This is a genomic window from Amycolatopsis deserti, assembly GCF_014653945.1.
In the GTDB taxonomy this organism is placed as follows: Bacteria; Actinomycetota; Actinomycetes; order Mycobacteriales; family Pseudonocardiaceae; genus Amycolatopsis_E; species Amycolatopsis_E deserti.
Genome location: NZ_BNAU01000007.1, coordinates 338,831 through 353,336, shown reverse-complemented (window position 1 = coordinate 353,336; position 14,506 = coordinate 338,831). Strand labels below are relative to the sequence as shown.

The following is a 14,506-nucleotide window of genomic DNA, read 5'->3' as shown; positions in this document are numbered from 1 at the left end:
GAGACAACAGCAATGGCACGCCGATCCAAGACAGCCGTCACCCGGGTCGATCCGGCCGCGTTCGACCAGGCGGGCGCGCAGGTCTTCGAGAACCCGGTCAAGACCGAGATCGAGGACTCCTACCTGGAGTACGCCTACTCGGTCATCCACTCCCGGGCGCTGCCCGACGCGCGCGACGGCCTGAAGCCGGTGCACCGCCGGATCCTGTTCTCCATGAACGAGGCCGGCTACCGGCCCAACCACGCGTACGTGAAGTCCTCCCGCGTGGTCGGCGACGTGATGGGCCGCTACCACCCGCACGGCGACACGGCGATCTACGACGCGATGGTCCGCCTGGCGCAGGACTTCTCGATGAACGCGCCGCTCATCGACGGGCACGGCAACTTCGGCAGCCCGGACGACGGCCCGGCCGCGTCGCGGTACACCGAGGCGCGCATGTCGCCCGAGGCGATGCTGCTCGTCGGCGAACTGGGCGAGGAGACCGTCGACTTCCGGCCGAACTACGACGGTTCCCTGATGGAGCCGTCGGTGCTGCCCGCGGCGTACCCGAACCTGCTGGTCAACGGCACGTCCGGCATCGCGGTCGGGATGGCGACCAACATGATCCCGCACAACATGGGCGAGGTCATCGCGGCCGCGCGGTGGCTGATCAACCACCCGGGCGCGACGCTGGACAAGCTGATGGAGTTCGTGCCGGGCCCGGACCTGCCCACCGGCGGGATGCTGCTGGGCCTGGACGAGGTGCGGAAGGCGTACGAGACCGGGCGCGGCGTGGTCCGGATGCGCGCCAAGGTCGAGATCGGCCCGCTGCCCGGCAGCCGCGGCCGCCAGGCGATCACGGTCACCGAGCTGCCCTACGGGGTCGGGCCGGAGAAGGTGATCGAGAAGATCACCGAGGAGGTCAACAAGTCCAAGCGGCTCACCGGGATCGCCGACGTCAAGGACCTCACCGACCGGGAGAACGGCACGCGCCTGGTCATCGAGTGCAAGGTGGGCGTCAACCCGCAGCCGCTGCTGGCCGACCTGTACCGGCTCACGCCGCTGGAGCAGTCGTTCGGCATCAACAACCTGGTGCTGGTCGACGGACAGCCGCAGACGCTGGGGCTCAAGCAGCTGCTCGAGGTGTTCCTGGACCACCGCTACGAGGTGGTCACGCGGCGCACGAAGTACCGCCGCCGCAAGCGCGAGGAACGGCTGCACCTGGTCGAGGGCCTGCTGATCGCGTTGCTGGACATCGACAAGGTGATCCGGCTGATCCGCAACAGCGACGACGCCGCGCAGGCCAAGGACGGGCTGATGAAGCGGTTCAAGCTGTCCGAGATCCAGGCCACCTACATCCTGGACACGCCGCTGCGCCGGCTCACCAAGTACGACAAGCTCGAACTCGAGGACGAGCAGGAGAAGCTGCGCGCCGAGATCGCCGAGCTGACCAGGATCCTCGAGGACGACAAGGAACTGAAGAAGGTCGTCTCCAACGAGCTGGCCAAGATCGCGAAGGACTTCAAGACCGAGCGGCGCACCGCGCTGATCGACGGTGACCTCAAGGAGGTGCTGGCCGCGTCGAAGCCGGCCGGGCCGCTGGAGGTCGCCGACGACCCGTGCCAGGTGATCCTGTCCGCGACCGGGCTGGTGGCGCGCACGGCGGCGGAGTCGGAGGAGGCGCCGGAGGGCCGCCGCCGCAACGGCCGCGTGAAGCACGACGCGGTGGCGGCGATGGTGCACTCGACCGCGCGCGGCCAGGTCCTGCTGGTCACCAGCCGGGGCCGCGCGTTCAAGACCGACGTGCTGCCGCTGCCGGTGTTACCCGAGCAGAGCGGCACGGTGTCGCTGCGTGGCGGGATGGCCGCGCGCGAGCTCGTGCCGCTGGACAAGGGCGAGAAGGTCATCGGCATCGCGCCGCTCGGGGAGCAGGCCGCCGGGTCGCCGGGTCTCGCGCTCGGCACGCGGCAGGGCGTGGTGAAGGTGGTGGCGCCGGACTGGCCGGTGCGCTCGGACGAGTTCGAGATCATCGGCTTGAAGGACGGCGACGAGGTGGTCGGCGCGGTGTGGCTGGCCGACGGCGAGGAGACGTTCGCCTTCCTGTCCTCGGACGCGTCGCTGCTGCGGTTCCCGGCGTCGCTGGTGCGGCCGCAGGGGCTGAAGGGCGGCGGCATGGCGGGCATCAAGCTCGCCGGGGACGCCGAGGTGGTGTTCTTCGGAGCGATCCGCACGGACGACGGGGAGCACGGCGAGCCGATGGTGGTGACGGCCACGGGGGCGAGCGTGAAGATGACGCCGTTCGCCGAGTACCCGGCGAAGGGCCGCGCGACCGGCGGCGTGCGGGCGCAACGTTTCTTGAAGGGGGAGACCCGGCTGACGGTCGGCTGGGTCGGCCCACGCCCGGCCGCGGCGTCCAAGAACGGCGACCCGGTGGAACTCCCGGAGCCCACCCTCCGCCGCGACGCCTCGGGAGCCCCCCACCCGGGCCCGGACGTGGTGGGCCACCTCATCGAACGCAGCTGACGCCCGGCAGGGCGGGACTTCCGCGAGCGGAGGTCCCGCCCGGGTGCACTCCGCGCGAATGCACCTCACCCGGGGCGCCTCGCCTCGGGGGACACTCCGCCCGGGTGCAACCTGCCCGGGGCGTCTCGCCCCGGGAACACTCCACCCGAGACCACCCCGCCGAGACCACCCCGCCGAGACCACCCCGCCGAGACCACCCCGCCGGGAGCGCCCCGCCAGGGGGTGGCCCCGCGTGAGTGCACCTCGCTCGAGGCCGCCTCACCAGGGAGTGCCCCCGCGGGTGCACCCGCCCCGGGAGCACTCCGCCAGGGTGCACCTCGCCCTCGTGCACCCCGCCGCCCGAGACCGCCCGACCCGCAAGCGCTCCGCCCGAAACCACCTCGCCGCGGGGCGTCTCGCCCCGGGGGCCCCGCGGTTGGTGCGTTCGTTCGCCGGGCTCTGCGGCGCCTGCCCCGCAGGCGGGCGCGAGCGGCGCTCACTCCGCCGTTCTCCGGCCCCGTTCTACGCTCCCGGGACAGCGTCACACCGCGCCCACCACTCGAACGAGTGATCCTGCGGAGGGAGCCCGGCATGGCGGAAGATCGGTCGGTCCTCACGCGCCCGGCGCCCGCGCCCGACGGCGAGCTGCGCTACGGCCCCGAGCCAGACCACGTCGCCGATCACTGGCGCGGCCGGCCGGACGCACCACTGATCATCATCATCCACGGGGGCTTCTGGCGGCCCGGCTACGACCGCCGGCACATCCGGCCCCTGGCGACCGCCCTGGCGCGGACCGGTCTGAACGTCGTCTCGATCGAGTACCGCCGCGTCCCCGGCGCGCCCCGCCTCGCCACCGCCGACGTCGCCGCCGCGCTCGGCGCCCTGCCGGTGGAACTCGCCGGGGAGTACGACGGCCGCGTGGTCGTGACCGGGCATTCCGCCGGCGGTCACCTCGCCCTGTGGGCCGCCGCGAGCGCGCCTCCACCCGGTCTCACCGCCACCGTCGCGCTGGCCGCCGTCGCCGATCTCGCCCTCGCCGACCGGCTCGGCCTCGACGGTGGCGCTGTCCGCGACTTCCTCGGCGACACCCCGCCGGACGGCCTCGACCCCGCCCGGCTGCCCGCGCCGGCCCGGCCCGTCGTCCTGGTCCACGGCACGGCGGACGAGATCGTGCCCCTGCAGCTGTCCCGCGCCTACCGCGAAGCCCACCCGGCCGCGCGCCTGATCGACGTCCACGGCGCCGGGCACTTCGCGTTGATCGACCCGGACAGCACGGCCTGGCCTGCGGTATCGTCGAACCTGACCGCCCCGGCAACCAATGCGGAACCGTGGCGGCGACGACCTGATTCCTCGGAAACCACAGGTTTCTCCGACCTGGGCAGGGGCTAGTCTCGCATCATGTCCACATCGGCCAGCGCGCGACTGGAAGCCGAGCACAAGCTCCAGCGCATCGGTCTCGTCAGCGACAGCGCGCTCGCCCACCTGGCCACCGAGGACCTGCTGCCCGAACTCCTGGACCGCGTGCGCCAGGTCCTGCACTCCGACACCGCCGTCGTGCTGCTGCTCGAACCGGGCGGCCGGGAACTGGTCGCGGTCGCCGCGCGCGGCATCGAGACCGAGGTGTCCCAGGGCGTCCGCGTCCCGGTCGGCAAGGGCTTCGCCGGGCAGGTCATCGCGCGCCGCGAGCCGGTGCAGCTGCAGCGGGTCGACTCGACGACGGTCGTCAACCGGCTGCTGTGGGAGAAGGGCATCCAGACCCTGCTCGGCGTCCCGCTGCTGGTCGGCGGCGAAGCGCTGGGCGTGCTGCACGTCGGTTCGCTGTCGCCGCGCGAGTTCACGCCCGAGGACGTCGAGCTGCTCCAGCTGGCCGCCGACCGGATCGCGCTCGCCGCCCACGCCCAGCGCGCCAAGGCCGAGCGCGCGGCGGCGGCGGAACTGCAGCGCAGCCTCCTGCCCACTCAGCTGCCGATCGTCCCCGGCCTCGAACTGGCCGCGCGCTACGTGCCCGGCGACGAGGGCGCCATCGCCGGCGACTGGTACGACGTCTTCCTCCTGCCCAACGGCTGGCTCGGCGTGGTGATCGGCGACGTCGTCGGGCACGGCCTGCCCGCGGCGATCGTCATGGGCCGGATGCGCAGCGCCCTGCGCGCCTTCGCGCTGGAGGGCGGCGACCCGGCCGAGGTGCTCGCCAACCTCGACCGCAAGATGCAGCACTTCGAGCCGGGCATGATGGCCACGGTGCTCTACGCGCTGGTGGAGCCGAACTTCGAGCGGCTGCACGTGTCCTCGGCCGGCCACCTGGTGCCGGTCCAGGGCCGCGTCGGTGAACGGGGCAGGCTGCTCGACGTCGCCGTCGACCCGCCGATCGGCGCGCTGCGTGACGTGCGGCGCCGGGTGACCGTGACGGAGATGCCGCCCGGATCGGTGGTCTGCTTCTACACCGACGGGCTGGTGGAGCGGCGCGGCATCGCCCTCGACGACGGGCTGGAGCGCCTCTGCGACGCCGTGCACCCGGCCCAGCCCCACACCGTCTGCGCCGACGTGATGGCCGAGCTGATCGGCGAGGACACCCCGGACGACGACGTGGCGCTGCTGGCCCTGCGCCGCCAGGACCGCGCGGACCTCGGCCCGCTGGAGCTGACCGTGCCCGCGGTGCCCGAGTCGCTGAAGGAGGTCCGGTCGGCGATGCGCCGGTGGCTGACCATCGTCAACGCCGGCCAGGACGCGACCGCCGACCTGCTGGTCGCGGTCGGCGAGGCCACCTCGAACGCCGTCGAGCACGCCTACGGCCCGGCCGGCGGGGTGATCAAGGTGCGGATGGAGCTGCGGGGACGGGACGCGATCGCCACCGTGTGCGACGAGGGCCGCTGGCGTCCGCCGCGCGGCGAGAACCGCGGCCGCGGCACGCTGTTGATGCACCGCTGCGGTGACGAGGTCCGCATCGACCACCACGCGCACGGCACCGAGGTCATGATCCGCCGGTCGATCGGGCAGGCGGAATGACGGCGGCGACGATCGACGCGGACAACGACGGTGGGCACGTCCTGCTGCGGGTCAGCGGGGAGATCGACCTCGCGAACGCGACCACCGTGCAGGACCAGATCTTCTCCGCGATCGGCAACGACGCCATGCGCGTCTCCATCGACCTCACCGATGTGACCTATTTGGACAGTTCCGGGCTGCGGGTGCTGTTCACCCTCGCCGGGCGGCTCAAGGTGCTGCAGATGGAGCTGGACCTGGTCGTCGCGCCCGCCTCGCCGGTGCGCCGCGTCCTGGAGATGTCCGGCTTCGAACCGCTGGCGAAGGTGCGTGAGGGTTGACCGCGGCGGGTAGTCCGGGCGCATGGTGAGTGTCGGTTACTTCCTGTCCAGCGAGGAGCACGGGCCCCGTGAGCTGGTGGAACAGGCGAAGAAGGCGGAGCAGGCCGGGTTCGAGCGGTTGTGGATCTCCGACCACTTCCACCCGTGGACCGGCGAGCAGGGCAACAGCCCGTTCGTGTGGTCGGTGATCGGGGCGCTGTCCCAAGCGGTCTCGCTGCCCATCACGACCGCGGTGACCTGCCCGACCGTGCGCATCCACCCGGCGATCATCGCGCAGGCCGCGGCGACGGCGGCGGTGCAGTGCGAGGGCCGGTTCGTGCTCGGGGTCGGCTCGGGTGAGGCGCTCAACGAGCACATCCTCGGCGATCCGTGGCCGCCCGGGTCGCGGCGGCTGGAGATGCTGGAGGAGGCCGTCGAGGTGATCCGCAAGCTGCACACCGGCGAGCAGGTCACGCACTACGGCAAGCACTACACGGTCGAGCAGGCGCGCATCTACACGCTGCCGGAGCAGCCGGTGCCGATCTACGTGTCGGCGTTCGGGCCGAAGACGGCCCGCCGGATCGCGAAGATCGCGGACGGCTTCGCCACGGTGATGCCCGACGGCGAACTGGTCCACTCCTACCGCGAGGCCGGCGGGCGCGGCCCCATCCAGGGCGGGTTCAAGGTGTGCTGGGCCGACTCCGCGGAGCAGGCGCGCGAAACCGCGCACCGGTTGTGGGCGAGCGACCTGCTGCCCGGCAGCCTCGGCCGCATCCTGCCGACGCCGCGCGACTTCGAGCAGGCCGTGCCGGTGGTCACCGAGGAGCAGGTCGCGGGCCAGATCCCGTGCGGTCCGGACGCCGACGCGCACGCGCAGGCCGTGCGCCAGTTCGCCGACGCCGGGTTCGACGAGGTGTACGTGTCGCAGATCGGCCCGGAGCAGGACAAGTTCTTCGACGCCTGGTCGTCGAAGGTGTTGCCTCAGCTCACCGGCTGAGGCGCGAGCGGCCCGACGTAGCGGGCCGCCGGGCGGATGATCTTCGACCCGGCGGCCTGCTCCAGCACGTTGGCGCACCAGCCGACCACCCGGCTCACCGCGAACGTCGGCGTGAACAGGGCGCGCGGCAGGCCGCACAGTTCCATCACGACACCGGCGTAGAACTCGACGTTGGCGTACAGCTCGCGGCCCGATTTCAGCTCGGCAAGGATCTCGACGACCCGCCGTTCCACGGTCGTCGCGAAGTCGACGAGGTCGCCGCCGAGCCCGGTCGCGATCTCGCGCAGCAGGACCGAACGCGGGTCCTGCGTCCGGTAGACGGCGTGGCCGAAGCCCATGATCCGGTCGCCCGCGGAGATCCGGGCGCGCACCCACTCGTCGATGCGGTCCGGGGTGCCGATCGCGTCGAGGCTCGCCAGCGCGCGGTCGGGTGCGCCGCCGTGCAGCGGCCCGCTGAACGCGCCGAGCGCGGCGGCGACGGCGGACACCACGTCGGCGCCGCAGGAGGCGACGACACGCGCCGTGAACGTCGAGGCGTTGAACCCGTGGTCCACCGTGGCGATCAGGTACTGCTCGATGGCCCGCGCGTGCGCCGGGGACGGTTCCGCGCCGCTGACGAGGTGCAGCCAGTTCGCGGCGGCGCCGAGGTCGGCGCGGGGTTCCAGGGGCTCCAGGCCGCTGCGGAGGCGGTGCAGCGCGGCGAGGATCGTCGGTGTCACCGCGCAGACCAGCATGGTGTCGGCCTTGCGGCGCTCGGGGCCGGCGTCCCACAGCGGCGGCAGGTCGCGGGCCGCGGCGAGGACGGACAGTGCGGTGCGCAGGCCGGCGATCGGATGGTCGCCGGCGCGGGCGACCAGCGGCAGGATCTCGCGCAGCTCGTCCGGCAGCACGCGCAGCGGCGCCAGTTCCTTGGCGAAGCGCGCGCGTTCCTCGGGTTCGGGGAGGCGGCCCTCCAGGAAGAGGAACCAGACGTCCTCGAAGGTCTTGTGGCGCGCCAGATCGATCGCGTTGTACTGGCGGTAGTGGTAGAAGCCCTCGCGCCCGCGGACGTCGCCCAGCTCGGTGGTGGTGACGACGACGTTGCGCAGACCCGCGGGCACGTCGATGAGTTCGGTCATGCCTTCACTGTCGGTACATTGATTGAGTATTGTCAATATTGATAAAGTCAATGTGCATCGAGAAAGCGCAGGTCGATGAGCGACGAGGGCTTCCTCACGACGGCCGAGGTGGCGCGGCGGCTGGGTGTGAAGGCAGAGACCGTCTACGCGTACGCGAGCCGGGGGCTGTTGACGAGCGTCAAGCGGACGGGGCGGCGGGGGAGCCTCTTCGCGGCCGAGGAGGTCGACCGGCTGGCCGGGCGGGGGCGCGAGCCGGGCGTGGTGGAGGGGATCCGGACGCGGGTGACGCGCTTCGACGGCGACGAGGTGTACTTCCGCGACCAGCGGGTCACCGACCTGGCCGGGGAGTGGTCGTACGAGTCGGTCGCGCACTTCCTGTGGACGGGGGAGCTGGTGGACCGGCCGGCGTTCCCGGAGCCGGCGGAGGCGGCGGCGCTGGTGCGGTCGGCGACCGGCGCGCTGCCCGCGACCGCGCGCCTGACCGATCACCTGCGGGTGGCCGTCGCCGTGCTGGGCGCGGCCGATCCACTGCGGTTCGACCTCGCGCCCGAGGCGGTGCGGCCGGCGGCGGAGCGGTTGATCGGGGTGCTCGCGGACGCGCTGCCGGGCGAGACCGCGCGCGGCACGCTGGGGGAGCGGCTGTGGCCCAAGCTGACATCGCGGCCGCCGGAGCCGCGGATCCTCGACGCCGCACTGGTCCTGCTCGCCGACCACGGGCTGGCAGTGTCCACAGTGGCCGCCCGGATGGCGGCGAGCGCGCGGGCGAACGTGTACGCGGTGGTGTCGGCCGGGCTGGGCGCGATGGACGGGCACTACCACGGCGGGGCGAGCACGCTGGCGTACCGGTTCCTGGCCGAGGCGCGGGAGAACCCGGTGGACGCGTTGTCCGAACGGCTGCGGACCTCCGGCACGATCCCCGGGTTCGGGCACCGGATCTACCAGCGGCGCGACCCGCGGGCGGACGCGCTGCTGGCGCTGCTGCCGGAGAACCCGGTGGTGGACCTGCTGCTCGACCAGCTCGCCGGCCGGGCCGACCTGTTCCCGAACACCGACCTGGCGCTGGCCGCGATGATGCACAGCTTCGACATGCGCGCCGACGCCGGGGAAGCGATCTTCGCGGTGGCCCGGATCGCCGGCTGGGTGGCCCACGCGCTGGAGGAGTACGACGAGCCGGGGTTGCGGTTCCGGGTCCTCACCTGAGCTCGAGGCTGCCCACCGCCAGCGCGAAGAACAGCCCCGGGAAGTACATCGTCCCCAGCTCCCGCGCCCGCACGTGCGCGGCCAGCGCCCCGAGGTAGAACAGCACCAGCCCAGCCGCCGCCGCGATGCCGAGCCACTCCACCCCCAGCAGGCCGAGCAGCAGACCCGCGGCACCGGCCGCCTTCAGCGTCCCCAGGAACGGCAGCCAGGACGGCGGTACGTCCACGGCCGCCGAGTTGGCCAGCACGAACTCGGCCCGCGCGAAGTCCGCGGCCGCGATACCGGCGTTGAGCACGATGGTCAGCCCGACCACGATGACCCGAATGGCTTCCATGCCACCAGCCTCGGGCGGGCGAGGCGGCGACGTCCAATACCCGCTTCCATAACCTGGTCGCATGGATGTGGACACGCGCCTGCTCCGCTACTTCGCCGCCGTCGCCGAGGAGGGCCACCTCACGCGCGCGGCGGAGCGCCTCTTCGTGTCCCAGCCCGCGCTCACCAAGCAGATCAAGCAGCTCGAAGCGCAGCTCGGCACCACGCTGTTCACCCGCTCCCGCCACGGCATGGCGCTCACGGACGCCGGCCGGGTGCTCGCGGACCGGGTGCCCGCCCTGCTCGACGGGTGGGACCGGGCCTGCCGGGAAACCCGCGCCGCCGGCGGCCGGGTGCTGCGCGTCGGCTTCCTGGCCAGCGCCGCGAACGAGGCGACGCCGGCCATCATCGCCGCGTTCGGCCGCCGTCGCCCGGGCTGGCGGGTCGACATGCGCCAGGCCGCCTGGTCGGACCCGACCGCCGGGCTGGCCGGCGCCGACGTCGACGCCGCACTGGTCCGGCTCCCGTTCCCCGGGCAGGACGCGTTCCGGGTGCGGGAACTGTTCAGCGAACCGCGCTGGGTCGCGCTGCCCGCGTCGCACCCGCTCGCCGGACGCGACGAGATCGCCTTCCGCGAGCTGTGGGACGAGCCGTTCGTCGCCGCCCCGGCCGAGACCGGCTGGTGGCGTGACCACTGGCTCGGGGCGGACGAACGCGACGGCGAGCCGCGCATCGGGGCCGTCACGGACCAGCCGGACGAGTGGCTGAGCGCGATCGCCAACGGTTACGGCATCGCGCTCGCCCCCGAATCCGCCGCACGCTTCTACGCCCGCCCCGGCATCGTCTACCGCCCGGTGCGCGGCCTCAGCCCGACCCGGGTCGGCATCGCCTGGCACCCGGCCGGCGACGACAACCCGGTCGTCGCCGACTTCGTGGCCTGCTGCGTGGAAGCGGTCTAGTCGTACTTGGCCGTCAGGTTGGTGGCAGTCGGCTGGCAACCACACCGCCGTCGCCGTCGAGGACTGCCGGCACGTCGCCGGAGCGGTGTCGCGGATGCTGGTGACCGCAGGCCAGAACGTGGTGCCCGTGCCGCCCAAACTGATGGCCCGAGCGCGTTCCTCGGCCCGTACTCGGGGCAAGTCCGACCCGATCGAGGACCTGGCCGAGCGCACCCGCACGATCAACCGGCTGCACTGGCAGCTGCAGGACCTGACCGCACTCCGCGCGCAGGTGGCCAGCTACGACGCAGGATCGACAAGCTGAAGATCAACGAGAGCCGCCGGTCGAGCGTGGTCCTGGACGAACCACGCCGGGACCGGAGGCTCTGCCACGTCACACCGACCCGCAGTTACCAATGTCCCGGCCAAGGACATCTCTAGTGCGAATCGCGCGGCACCTTGTGGCCCCGGGAGCCGCGCAGGAAGTCGAAGTCCGCGCCCTCGTCGGCCTGCAGCACGTGCTGCGTGTAGAGCCAGGTGTACCCGCTCTTGTACGGCGACTCCGGCGCCTGCCAGGACGCCCGCCGCGCGGCCAGTTCCTCGTCGGACACCTCGACGTTCAGCGTCCGCGCCGCCACGTCCAGCGTGATCAGGTCGCCGGTCCGCACCAGCGCCAGCGGGCCGCCCACCGCGGACTCCGGCGTCACGTGCAGCACCACCGTGCCGTAGCTGGTGCCGCTCATCCGCCCGTCGCAGATCCGCACCATGTCCGTGACGCCCGCCTTCAGCAGCTTCGCCGGCAACGCCACGTTCGAGACCTCCGGCATGCCCGGATAGCCCTTCGGCCCGGCGCCGCGGATCACCAGGACGGTCGTCTCGTCCACGTCGAGGTCCGGGTCGTCGGCGACGGCGTGGTAGTCCTCGACCGTGTCGAACACCAGCGCCCGCCCCTGGTGCTTGAGCAGGTGCGCCGACGCGGCCGACTGCTTGATCACCGCGCCGCCCGGGCACAGGTTGCCGCGCAGCACCGCGGTGCCGCTGCCGGCCGGCTGGAACGGCTCCTCGACCGTGGTGATCACGTCGGTGTTGAAGTTCTCCGCCCCGGCCACGTTCTCGCCGACCGCGTTGCCGGTGGCGGTCACGCTCTCGCCGTGCAGCAGCCCGGCCTCGGCGAGCTGGCGCATCACCACCGGCAGGCCGCCGGCGTAGCAGAAGTCCTCCATCAGGTACTTGCCCGACGGCATCAGGTTCACCAGGGTCGGGATCTCGCGGATGAGCGTGTCGAAGTCGTCGAGCGACAAGTCGACCTCGGCGCGCCCGGCGATCGCGAGCAGGTGGACGATCGCGTTCGTCGACCCGCCGATCGCGGCGTTGACGCGGATCGCGTTCTCGAACGCCTCACGCGTGAGGATCCGCGACGGCCGCAGGTCCTCCTCGACCATCTCGACGATCCGCTTCCCGGCCGACTGCGCGATCTCGAACCGGCGCGCGTCCACCGCGGGCCAGGTCGCCGAGCCGGGCAGCTGCATGCCCAGCGCCTCGGCCATGCACGCCATCGTCGACGCGGTGCCCATCGTCATGCAGTGCCCGTTCGAGCGGGCCATGCAGCCCTCGGCGAAGAAGCACTCCTCCTGGGTCATCCGCCCGGCCTTGAGCTCCTCCTCGAACTTCCACACGTGCGTGCCGGACCCGACGTCGGTGCCGCGGTACTTGCCGTTGAGCATCGGGCCGCCGGTGACCATCACCGCGGGCAGGTCCACGCTCGCCGCGGCCATCAGCATCGCCGGGGTCGTCTTGTCGCAGCCGGACAGCAGCACCACCCCGTCCAGCGGGTTGGCGCGGATGAGCTCCTCGACCTCCATCGCCATCAGGTTGCGGTAGAGCATCGCGGTCGGGCGCATCAGCGTCTCGCCGGTCGCCATCGTCGGGAACTCCAGCGGGAACCCGCCCGCCTGCCACACCCCGCGCTTGACCGCCTCCGCGACGCGGGTCAGGTGGGCGTTGCACGGCGCCAGCTCCGACGCGCTGGTCGCGATGCCGATCACCGGCCTGCCGTCGAAGACCTCGGCCCCGAAGCCCTGGTTGCGCATCCAGGAGCGGTAGATCATCCCCGCGCGTCCGGTCGCCCCGAACCACGCCGTGCTGCGCCTCTGCCCCGTCACGAACTTGTTCCTCTCCGTCGAGTGCGATGCGATCCGAACGTTAAATCATTGGATGATTGAAGTCCAGAGGCGTCGGACGTCACAGTGGTCGCGCAGGCCAGAGAGTTGTACAGTGCTAACTGTTATAGGACTACAACGTTTGGGGTGCGCGTGCCGGAACTGTCCCACCGCCGTCGTCTCCTCGTGCTGGCGATCTGCTGCCTGAGCCTCTTCGTCGTCGCGATGGACACGACCATCGTGAACCTCGCGCTCCCGTCGATCGAGCGCGAGTTCGCCGCGAGCGTGTCGAGTCTGCAGTGGACGATCGACGCGTACACGCTCGTGCTGGCCAGCCTGTTGATGCTGTCCGGGTCGACCGCCGACCGGATCGGGCGGCGGCGCACGTTCCAGACCGGGCTGGTGCTGTTCACGCTGGGGTCCCTGCTGTGCAGCGTGGCGCCGAACATCGGGCTGCTGATCGTGTTCCGCATGCTGCAGGCGGTCGGCGGGAGCATGCTGAACCCGGTCGCCATGTCGATCATCACGAACACGTTCACCGACGCGCGTGAACGGGCGCGGGCGATCGGGATCTGGGGCGCGGTCGTCGGGCTGAGCATGGCGCTGGGCCCGGTGGTCGGCGGCGTGCTGGTGGACGCCGTCGGGTGGCGGTCGATCTTCTGGATCAACATCCCGGTCGGGATCGCCGCACTGGTGCTGACCGCGTTGTTCGTGCCGGAGTCGAAGGCGCCGCGGGCGCGGCGGCTCGATCCGGTGGGGCAGCTGCTCGCCGTCGTGGCGCTGGCGAGCCTGACCTACGGGATCATCGAGGGGCCGCACCACGGCTGGGTGTCCGGGCCGACGCTCGGGTGCTTCGCGGTGGCGGTGGCCGCCGGGATCGGGCTCGTCGCCTACGAGCGGCGTCGGGCGGAACCGTTGCTCGACCCCCGGTTCTTCGCGAGCGTGCCGTTCTCCGGGGCGACGGTGATCGCGGTGTGCGGGTTCGCCGGGCTGAGCGGGTTCCTCTTCCTGAACGCGCTGTACCTGCAGAACGTCCGCGGGTTCACGCCGCTGCACGCGGGTCTGCTGACGCTGCCCAGCGCGCTGGCGATCTTCGCGCTCGCGCCGCTGTCCGGACGGGTGGTCGCCGCGCGCGGCTCGCGGATCCCGCTGGTGGCCGGGGGACTGGGGCTGGCGGTGAGCGGGGTGCTGCTGACCCGGCTCGGCGCGCAGACCGGGATCGGCTGGCTGGTGGTGGCCTACGTGGTGTTCGGTGCCGGGTTCGGGATGCTCAACCCGCCGATCACGAACACCGCGGTGTCCGGGATGCCGCGCGCGCAGGCCGGCGTGGCCGCGGCGGTGGCGTCGACGAGCCGTCAGGTCGGGGCGTCGCTCGGGGTCGCCGTGCTGGGCGCGGTGGTCACGTCGCACATCTCCGGCGGGTTCACGACCGGCTTCCCGGCGGCGAGCCACCTCGCGTGGTGGATCATGGCCGGATGCGGCGTGGTGGTGATGGCGCTGGGCGTCCTGACGACGGGCGGCTGGGCGAAGGCGACGGCCCGGCGGGCGACGGTGCTGTTCGACGAGCCGGCGGGAGCGCGGACGTGAGCGCGGCGGAGCGCGTGTGGGAGCGGATGCAGGACGTGCTGGGCCGGCACGACCGGCGCAAGGCGGTCACCGAGGCGCTCGGGATGAGCTTCATCAAGATCAAGGCCCTGCGGCGGCTGGCGTCCGGGCCGCTGACGCTGGCGGACCTGGCGGAGCGGCTGAACACCGACCGCCCGTACGTGACGCTGGTGGTGGACGACCTGGAGCAGCGCGGGCTGGTGTCGCGGACGGTGCACCCGCAGGACCGGCGACGCAAGCTGGTGGCGGTGACGGCGGCGGGCGCGGAGGCGGCGACCACGGCGGAGCGGATCCTCAAGGAGCCGCCGCCGTCGCTGGCCGCCCTGGACGCCGACGAGCTGGCCCAGCTGGACCGCCTCCTGGCGAAGCTCACCGCCGGCTGACCGGTCTGCGAGCG

At 72.4% G+C, this 14,506-nt stretch carries 13 protein-coding genes; 10 read left to right on the top strand and 3 right to left on the bottom strand.

Annotated features, from left to right (window positions below; genetic code table 11):
- Positions 1-12: 12 nt before the first annotated feature.
- From IE290_RS28430 to IE290_RS28410, 5 genes are all read left to right on the top strand, one after another.
- Entirely contained in the window at positions 13-2,502 is a 2,490-nt protein-coding gene (locus IE290_RS28430) for a DNA gyrase/topoisomerase IV subunit A (protein WP_191247751.1), read from the top strand.
- Between the two features lie 570 nt (positions 2,503-3,072).
- Positions 3,073-3,870, top strand: a complete 798-nt coding sequence (locus tag IE290_RS28425) for an alpha/beta hydrolase (protein ID WP_191247750.1) — start codon at positions 3,073-3,075, stop codon at positions 3,868-3,870.
- A gap of 9 nt (positions 3,871-3,879) precedes the next feature.
- Positions 3,880-5,484 carry an ATP-binding SpoIIE family protein phosphatase gene (locus IE290_RS28420; RefSeq protein ID WP_191247749.1) on the top strand — a complete coding sequence of 535 codons (1,605 nt, stop codon included), beginning with the start codon at positions 3,880-3,882 and terminating at the stop codon, positions 5,482-5,484.
- Positions 5,481-5,801, top strand: coding sequence for an STAS domain-containing protein (locus IE290_RS28415; RefSeq protein WP_191247748.1), 321 nt, complete (start codon positions 5,481-5,483; stop codon positions 5,799-5,801). The genes IE290_RS28420 and IE290_RS28415 overlap by 4 nt, the downstream gene beginning before the upstream one ends.
- A 22-nt stretch (positions 5,802-5,823) precedes the next feature.
- Positions 5,824-6,777 carry a TIGR03557 family F420-dependent LLM class oxidoreductase gene (locus IE290_RS28410; RefSeq protein WP_116111882.1) on the top strand — a complete coding sequence of 318 codons (954 nt, stop codon included), beginning with the start codon at positions 5,824-5,826 and terminating at the stop codon, positions 6,775-6,777.
- Here IE290_RS28410 and IE290_RS28405 read toward each other — a convergent pair.
- Positions 6,762-7,895, bottom strand: a complete 1,134-nt coding sequence (locus IE290_RS28405; protein WP_191247747.1) for a citrate/2-methylcitrate synthase — start codon at positions 7,893-7,895, stop codon at positions 6,762-6,764. The genes IE290_RS28410 and IE290_RS28405 overlap by 16 nt on opposite strands.
- Before the next feature lie 75 nt (positions 7,896-7,970).
- On the opposite strand from IE290_RS28405, the gene IE290_RS28400 reads away from it, so the two are divergent.
- Positions 7,971-9,095 (top strand): citrate/2-methylcitrate synthase, encoded by a 1,125-nt coding sequence (locus IE290_RS28400; protein WP_191247746.1) that lies wholly within the window; start codon positions 7,971-7,973, stop codon positions 9,093-9,095.
- On the opposite strand, the gene IE290_RS28395 is transcribed toward IE290_RS28400, so the two are convergent.
- The gene (locus tag IE290_RS28395; protein ID WP_191247745.1) at positions 9,088-9,429 is read right to left on the bottom strand and encodes a DoxX family protein; all 342 of its coding nucleotides are present in this window, start codon (positions 9,427-9,429) and stop codon (positions 9,088-9,090) included. The two genes, IE290_RS28400 and IE290_RS28395, sit on opposite strands and share 8 nt — an antisense overlap.
- A gap of 61 nt (positions 9,430-9,490) precedes the next feature.
- On the opposite strand from IE290_RS28395, the gene IE290_RS28390 reads away from it, so the two are divergent.
- Together IE290_RS28390 and IE290_RS38040 are read left to right on the top strand one after the other, a co-directional pair.
- Positions 9,491-10,366: a LysR family transcriptional regulator gene (locus tag IE290_RS28390; protein ID WP_191247744.1), complete on the top strand. Its 876-nt coding sequence runs from the start codon at positions 9,491-9,493 to the stop codon at positions 10,364-10,366.
- Positions 10,367-10,460: 94 nt separating this feature from the next.
- Positions 10,461-10,670, top strand: a complete 210-nt coding sequence (locus IE290_RS38040; RefSeq protein WP_229874754.1) for an IS110 family transposase — start codon at positions 10,461-10,463, stop codon at positions 10,668-10,670.
- Positions 10,671-10,782: 112 nt separating this feature from the next.
- Here IE290_RS38040 and IE290_RS28380 read toward each other — a convergent pair whose 3' ends face one another.
- The gene (locus IE290_RS28380) at positions 10,783-12,507 is read right to left on the bottom strand and encodes an IlvD/Edd family dehydratase (protein WP_191247743.1); all 1,725 of its coding nucleotides are present in this window, start codon (positions 12,505-12,507) and stop codon (positions 10,783-10,785) included.
- Between the two features lie 150 nt (positions 12,508-12,657).
- On the opposite strand from IE290_RS28380, the gene IE290_RS28375 reads away from it, so the two are divergent.
- Together IE290_RS28375 and IE290_RS38320 are read left to right on the top strand one after the other, a co-directional pair.
- Complete coding sequence (locus tag IE290_RS28375) at positions 12,658-14,091, top strand: DHA2 family efflux MFS transporter permease subunit (protein ID WP_191247906.1); 1,434 nt, start codon at positions 12,658-12,660, stop codon at positions 14,089-14,091.
- On the top strand, positions 14,088-14,492 hold the full coding sequence (locus IE290_RS38320) for a MarR family winged helix-turn-helix transcriptional regulator (protein WP_191247742.1): 405 nt from the start codon (positions 14,088-14,090) through the stop codon (positions 14,490-14,492). Before IE290_RS28375 ends, IE290_RS38320 begins: the two co-directional genes overlap by 4 nt.
- Positions 14,493-14,506 lie beyond the last annotated feature (14 nt).

What these genes read in the sequence shown, in the direction of transcription:
- IE290_RS28430 (WP_191247751.1), top strand. Translation starts at nt 13, where the DNA reads ATGGCACGCCGATCCAAGACAGCCGTCACCCGGGTCGATCCGGCCGCG.
- IE290_RS28425 (WP_191247750.1), top strand. Translation starts at nt 3,073, where the DNA reads ATGGCGGAAGATCGGTCGGTCCTCACGCGCCCGGCGCCCGCGCCCGAC.
- IE290_RS28420 (WP_191247749.1), top strand. Translation starts at nt 3,880, where the DNA reads ATGTCCACATCGGCCAGCGCGCGACTGGAAGCCGAGCACAAGCTCCAG.
- IE290_RS28415 (WP_191247748.1), top strand. Translation starts at nt 5,481, where the DNA reads ATGACGGCGGCGACGATCGACGCGGACAACGACGGTGGGCACGTCCTG.
- IE290_RS28410 (WP_116111882.1), top strand. Translation starts at nt 5,824, where the DNA reads ATGGTGAGTGTCGGTTACTTCCTGTCCAGCGAGGAGCACGGGCCCCGT.
- IE290_RS28405 (WP_191247747.1), bottom strand. Translation starts at nt 7,895, where the DNA reads ATGACCGAACTCATCGACGTGCCCGCGGGTCTGCGCAACGTCGTCGTC.
- IE290_RS28400 (WP_191247746.1), top strand. Translation starts at nt 7,971, where the DNA reads ATGAGCGACGAGGGCTTCCTCACGACGGCCGAGGTGGCGCGGCGGCTG.
- IE290_RS28395 (WP_191247745.1), bottom strand. Translation starts at nt 9,429, where the DNA reads ATGGAAGCCATTCGGGTCATCGTGGTCGGGCTGACCATCGTGCTCAAC.
- IE290_RS28390 (WP_191247744.1), top strand. Translation starts at nt 9,491, where the DNA reads ATGGATGTGGACACGCGCCTGCTCCGCTACTTCGCCGCCGTCGCCGAG.
- IE290_RS38040 (WP_229874754.1), top strand. Translation starts at nt 10,461, where the DNA reads ATGCTGGTGACCGCAGGCCAGAACGTGGTGCCCGTGCCGCCCAAACTG.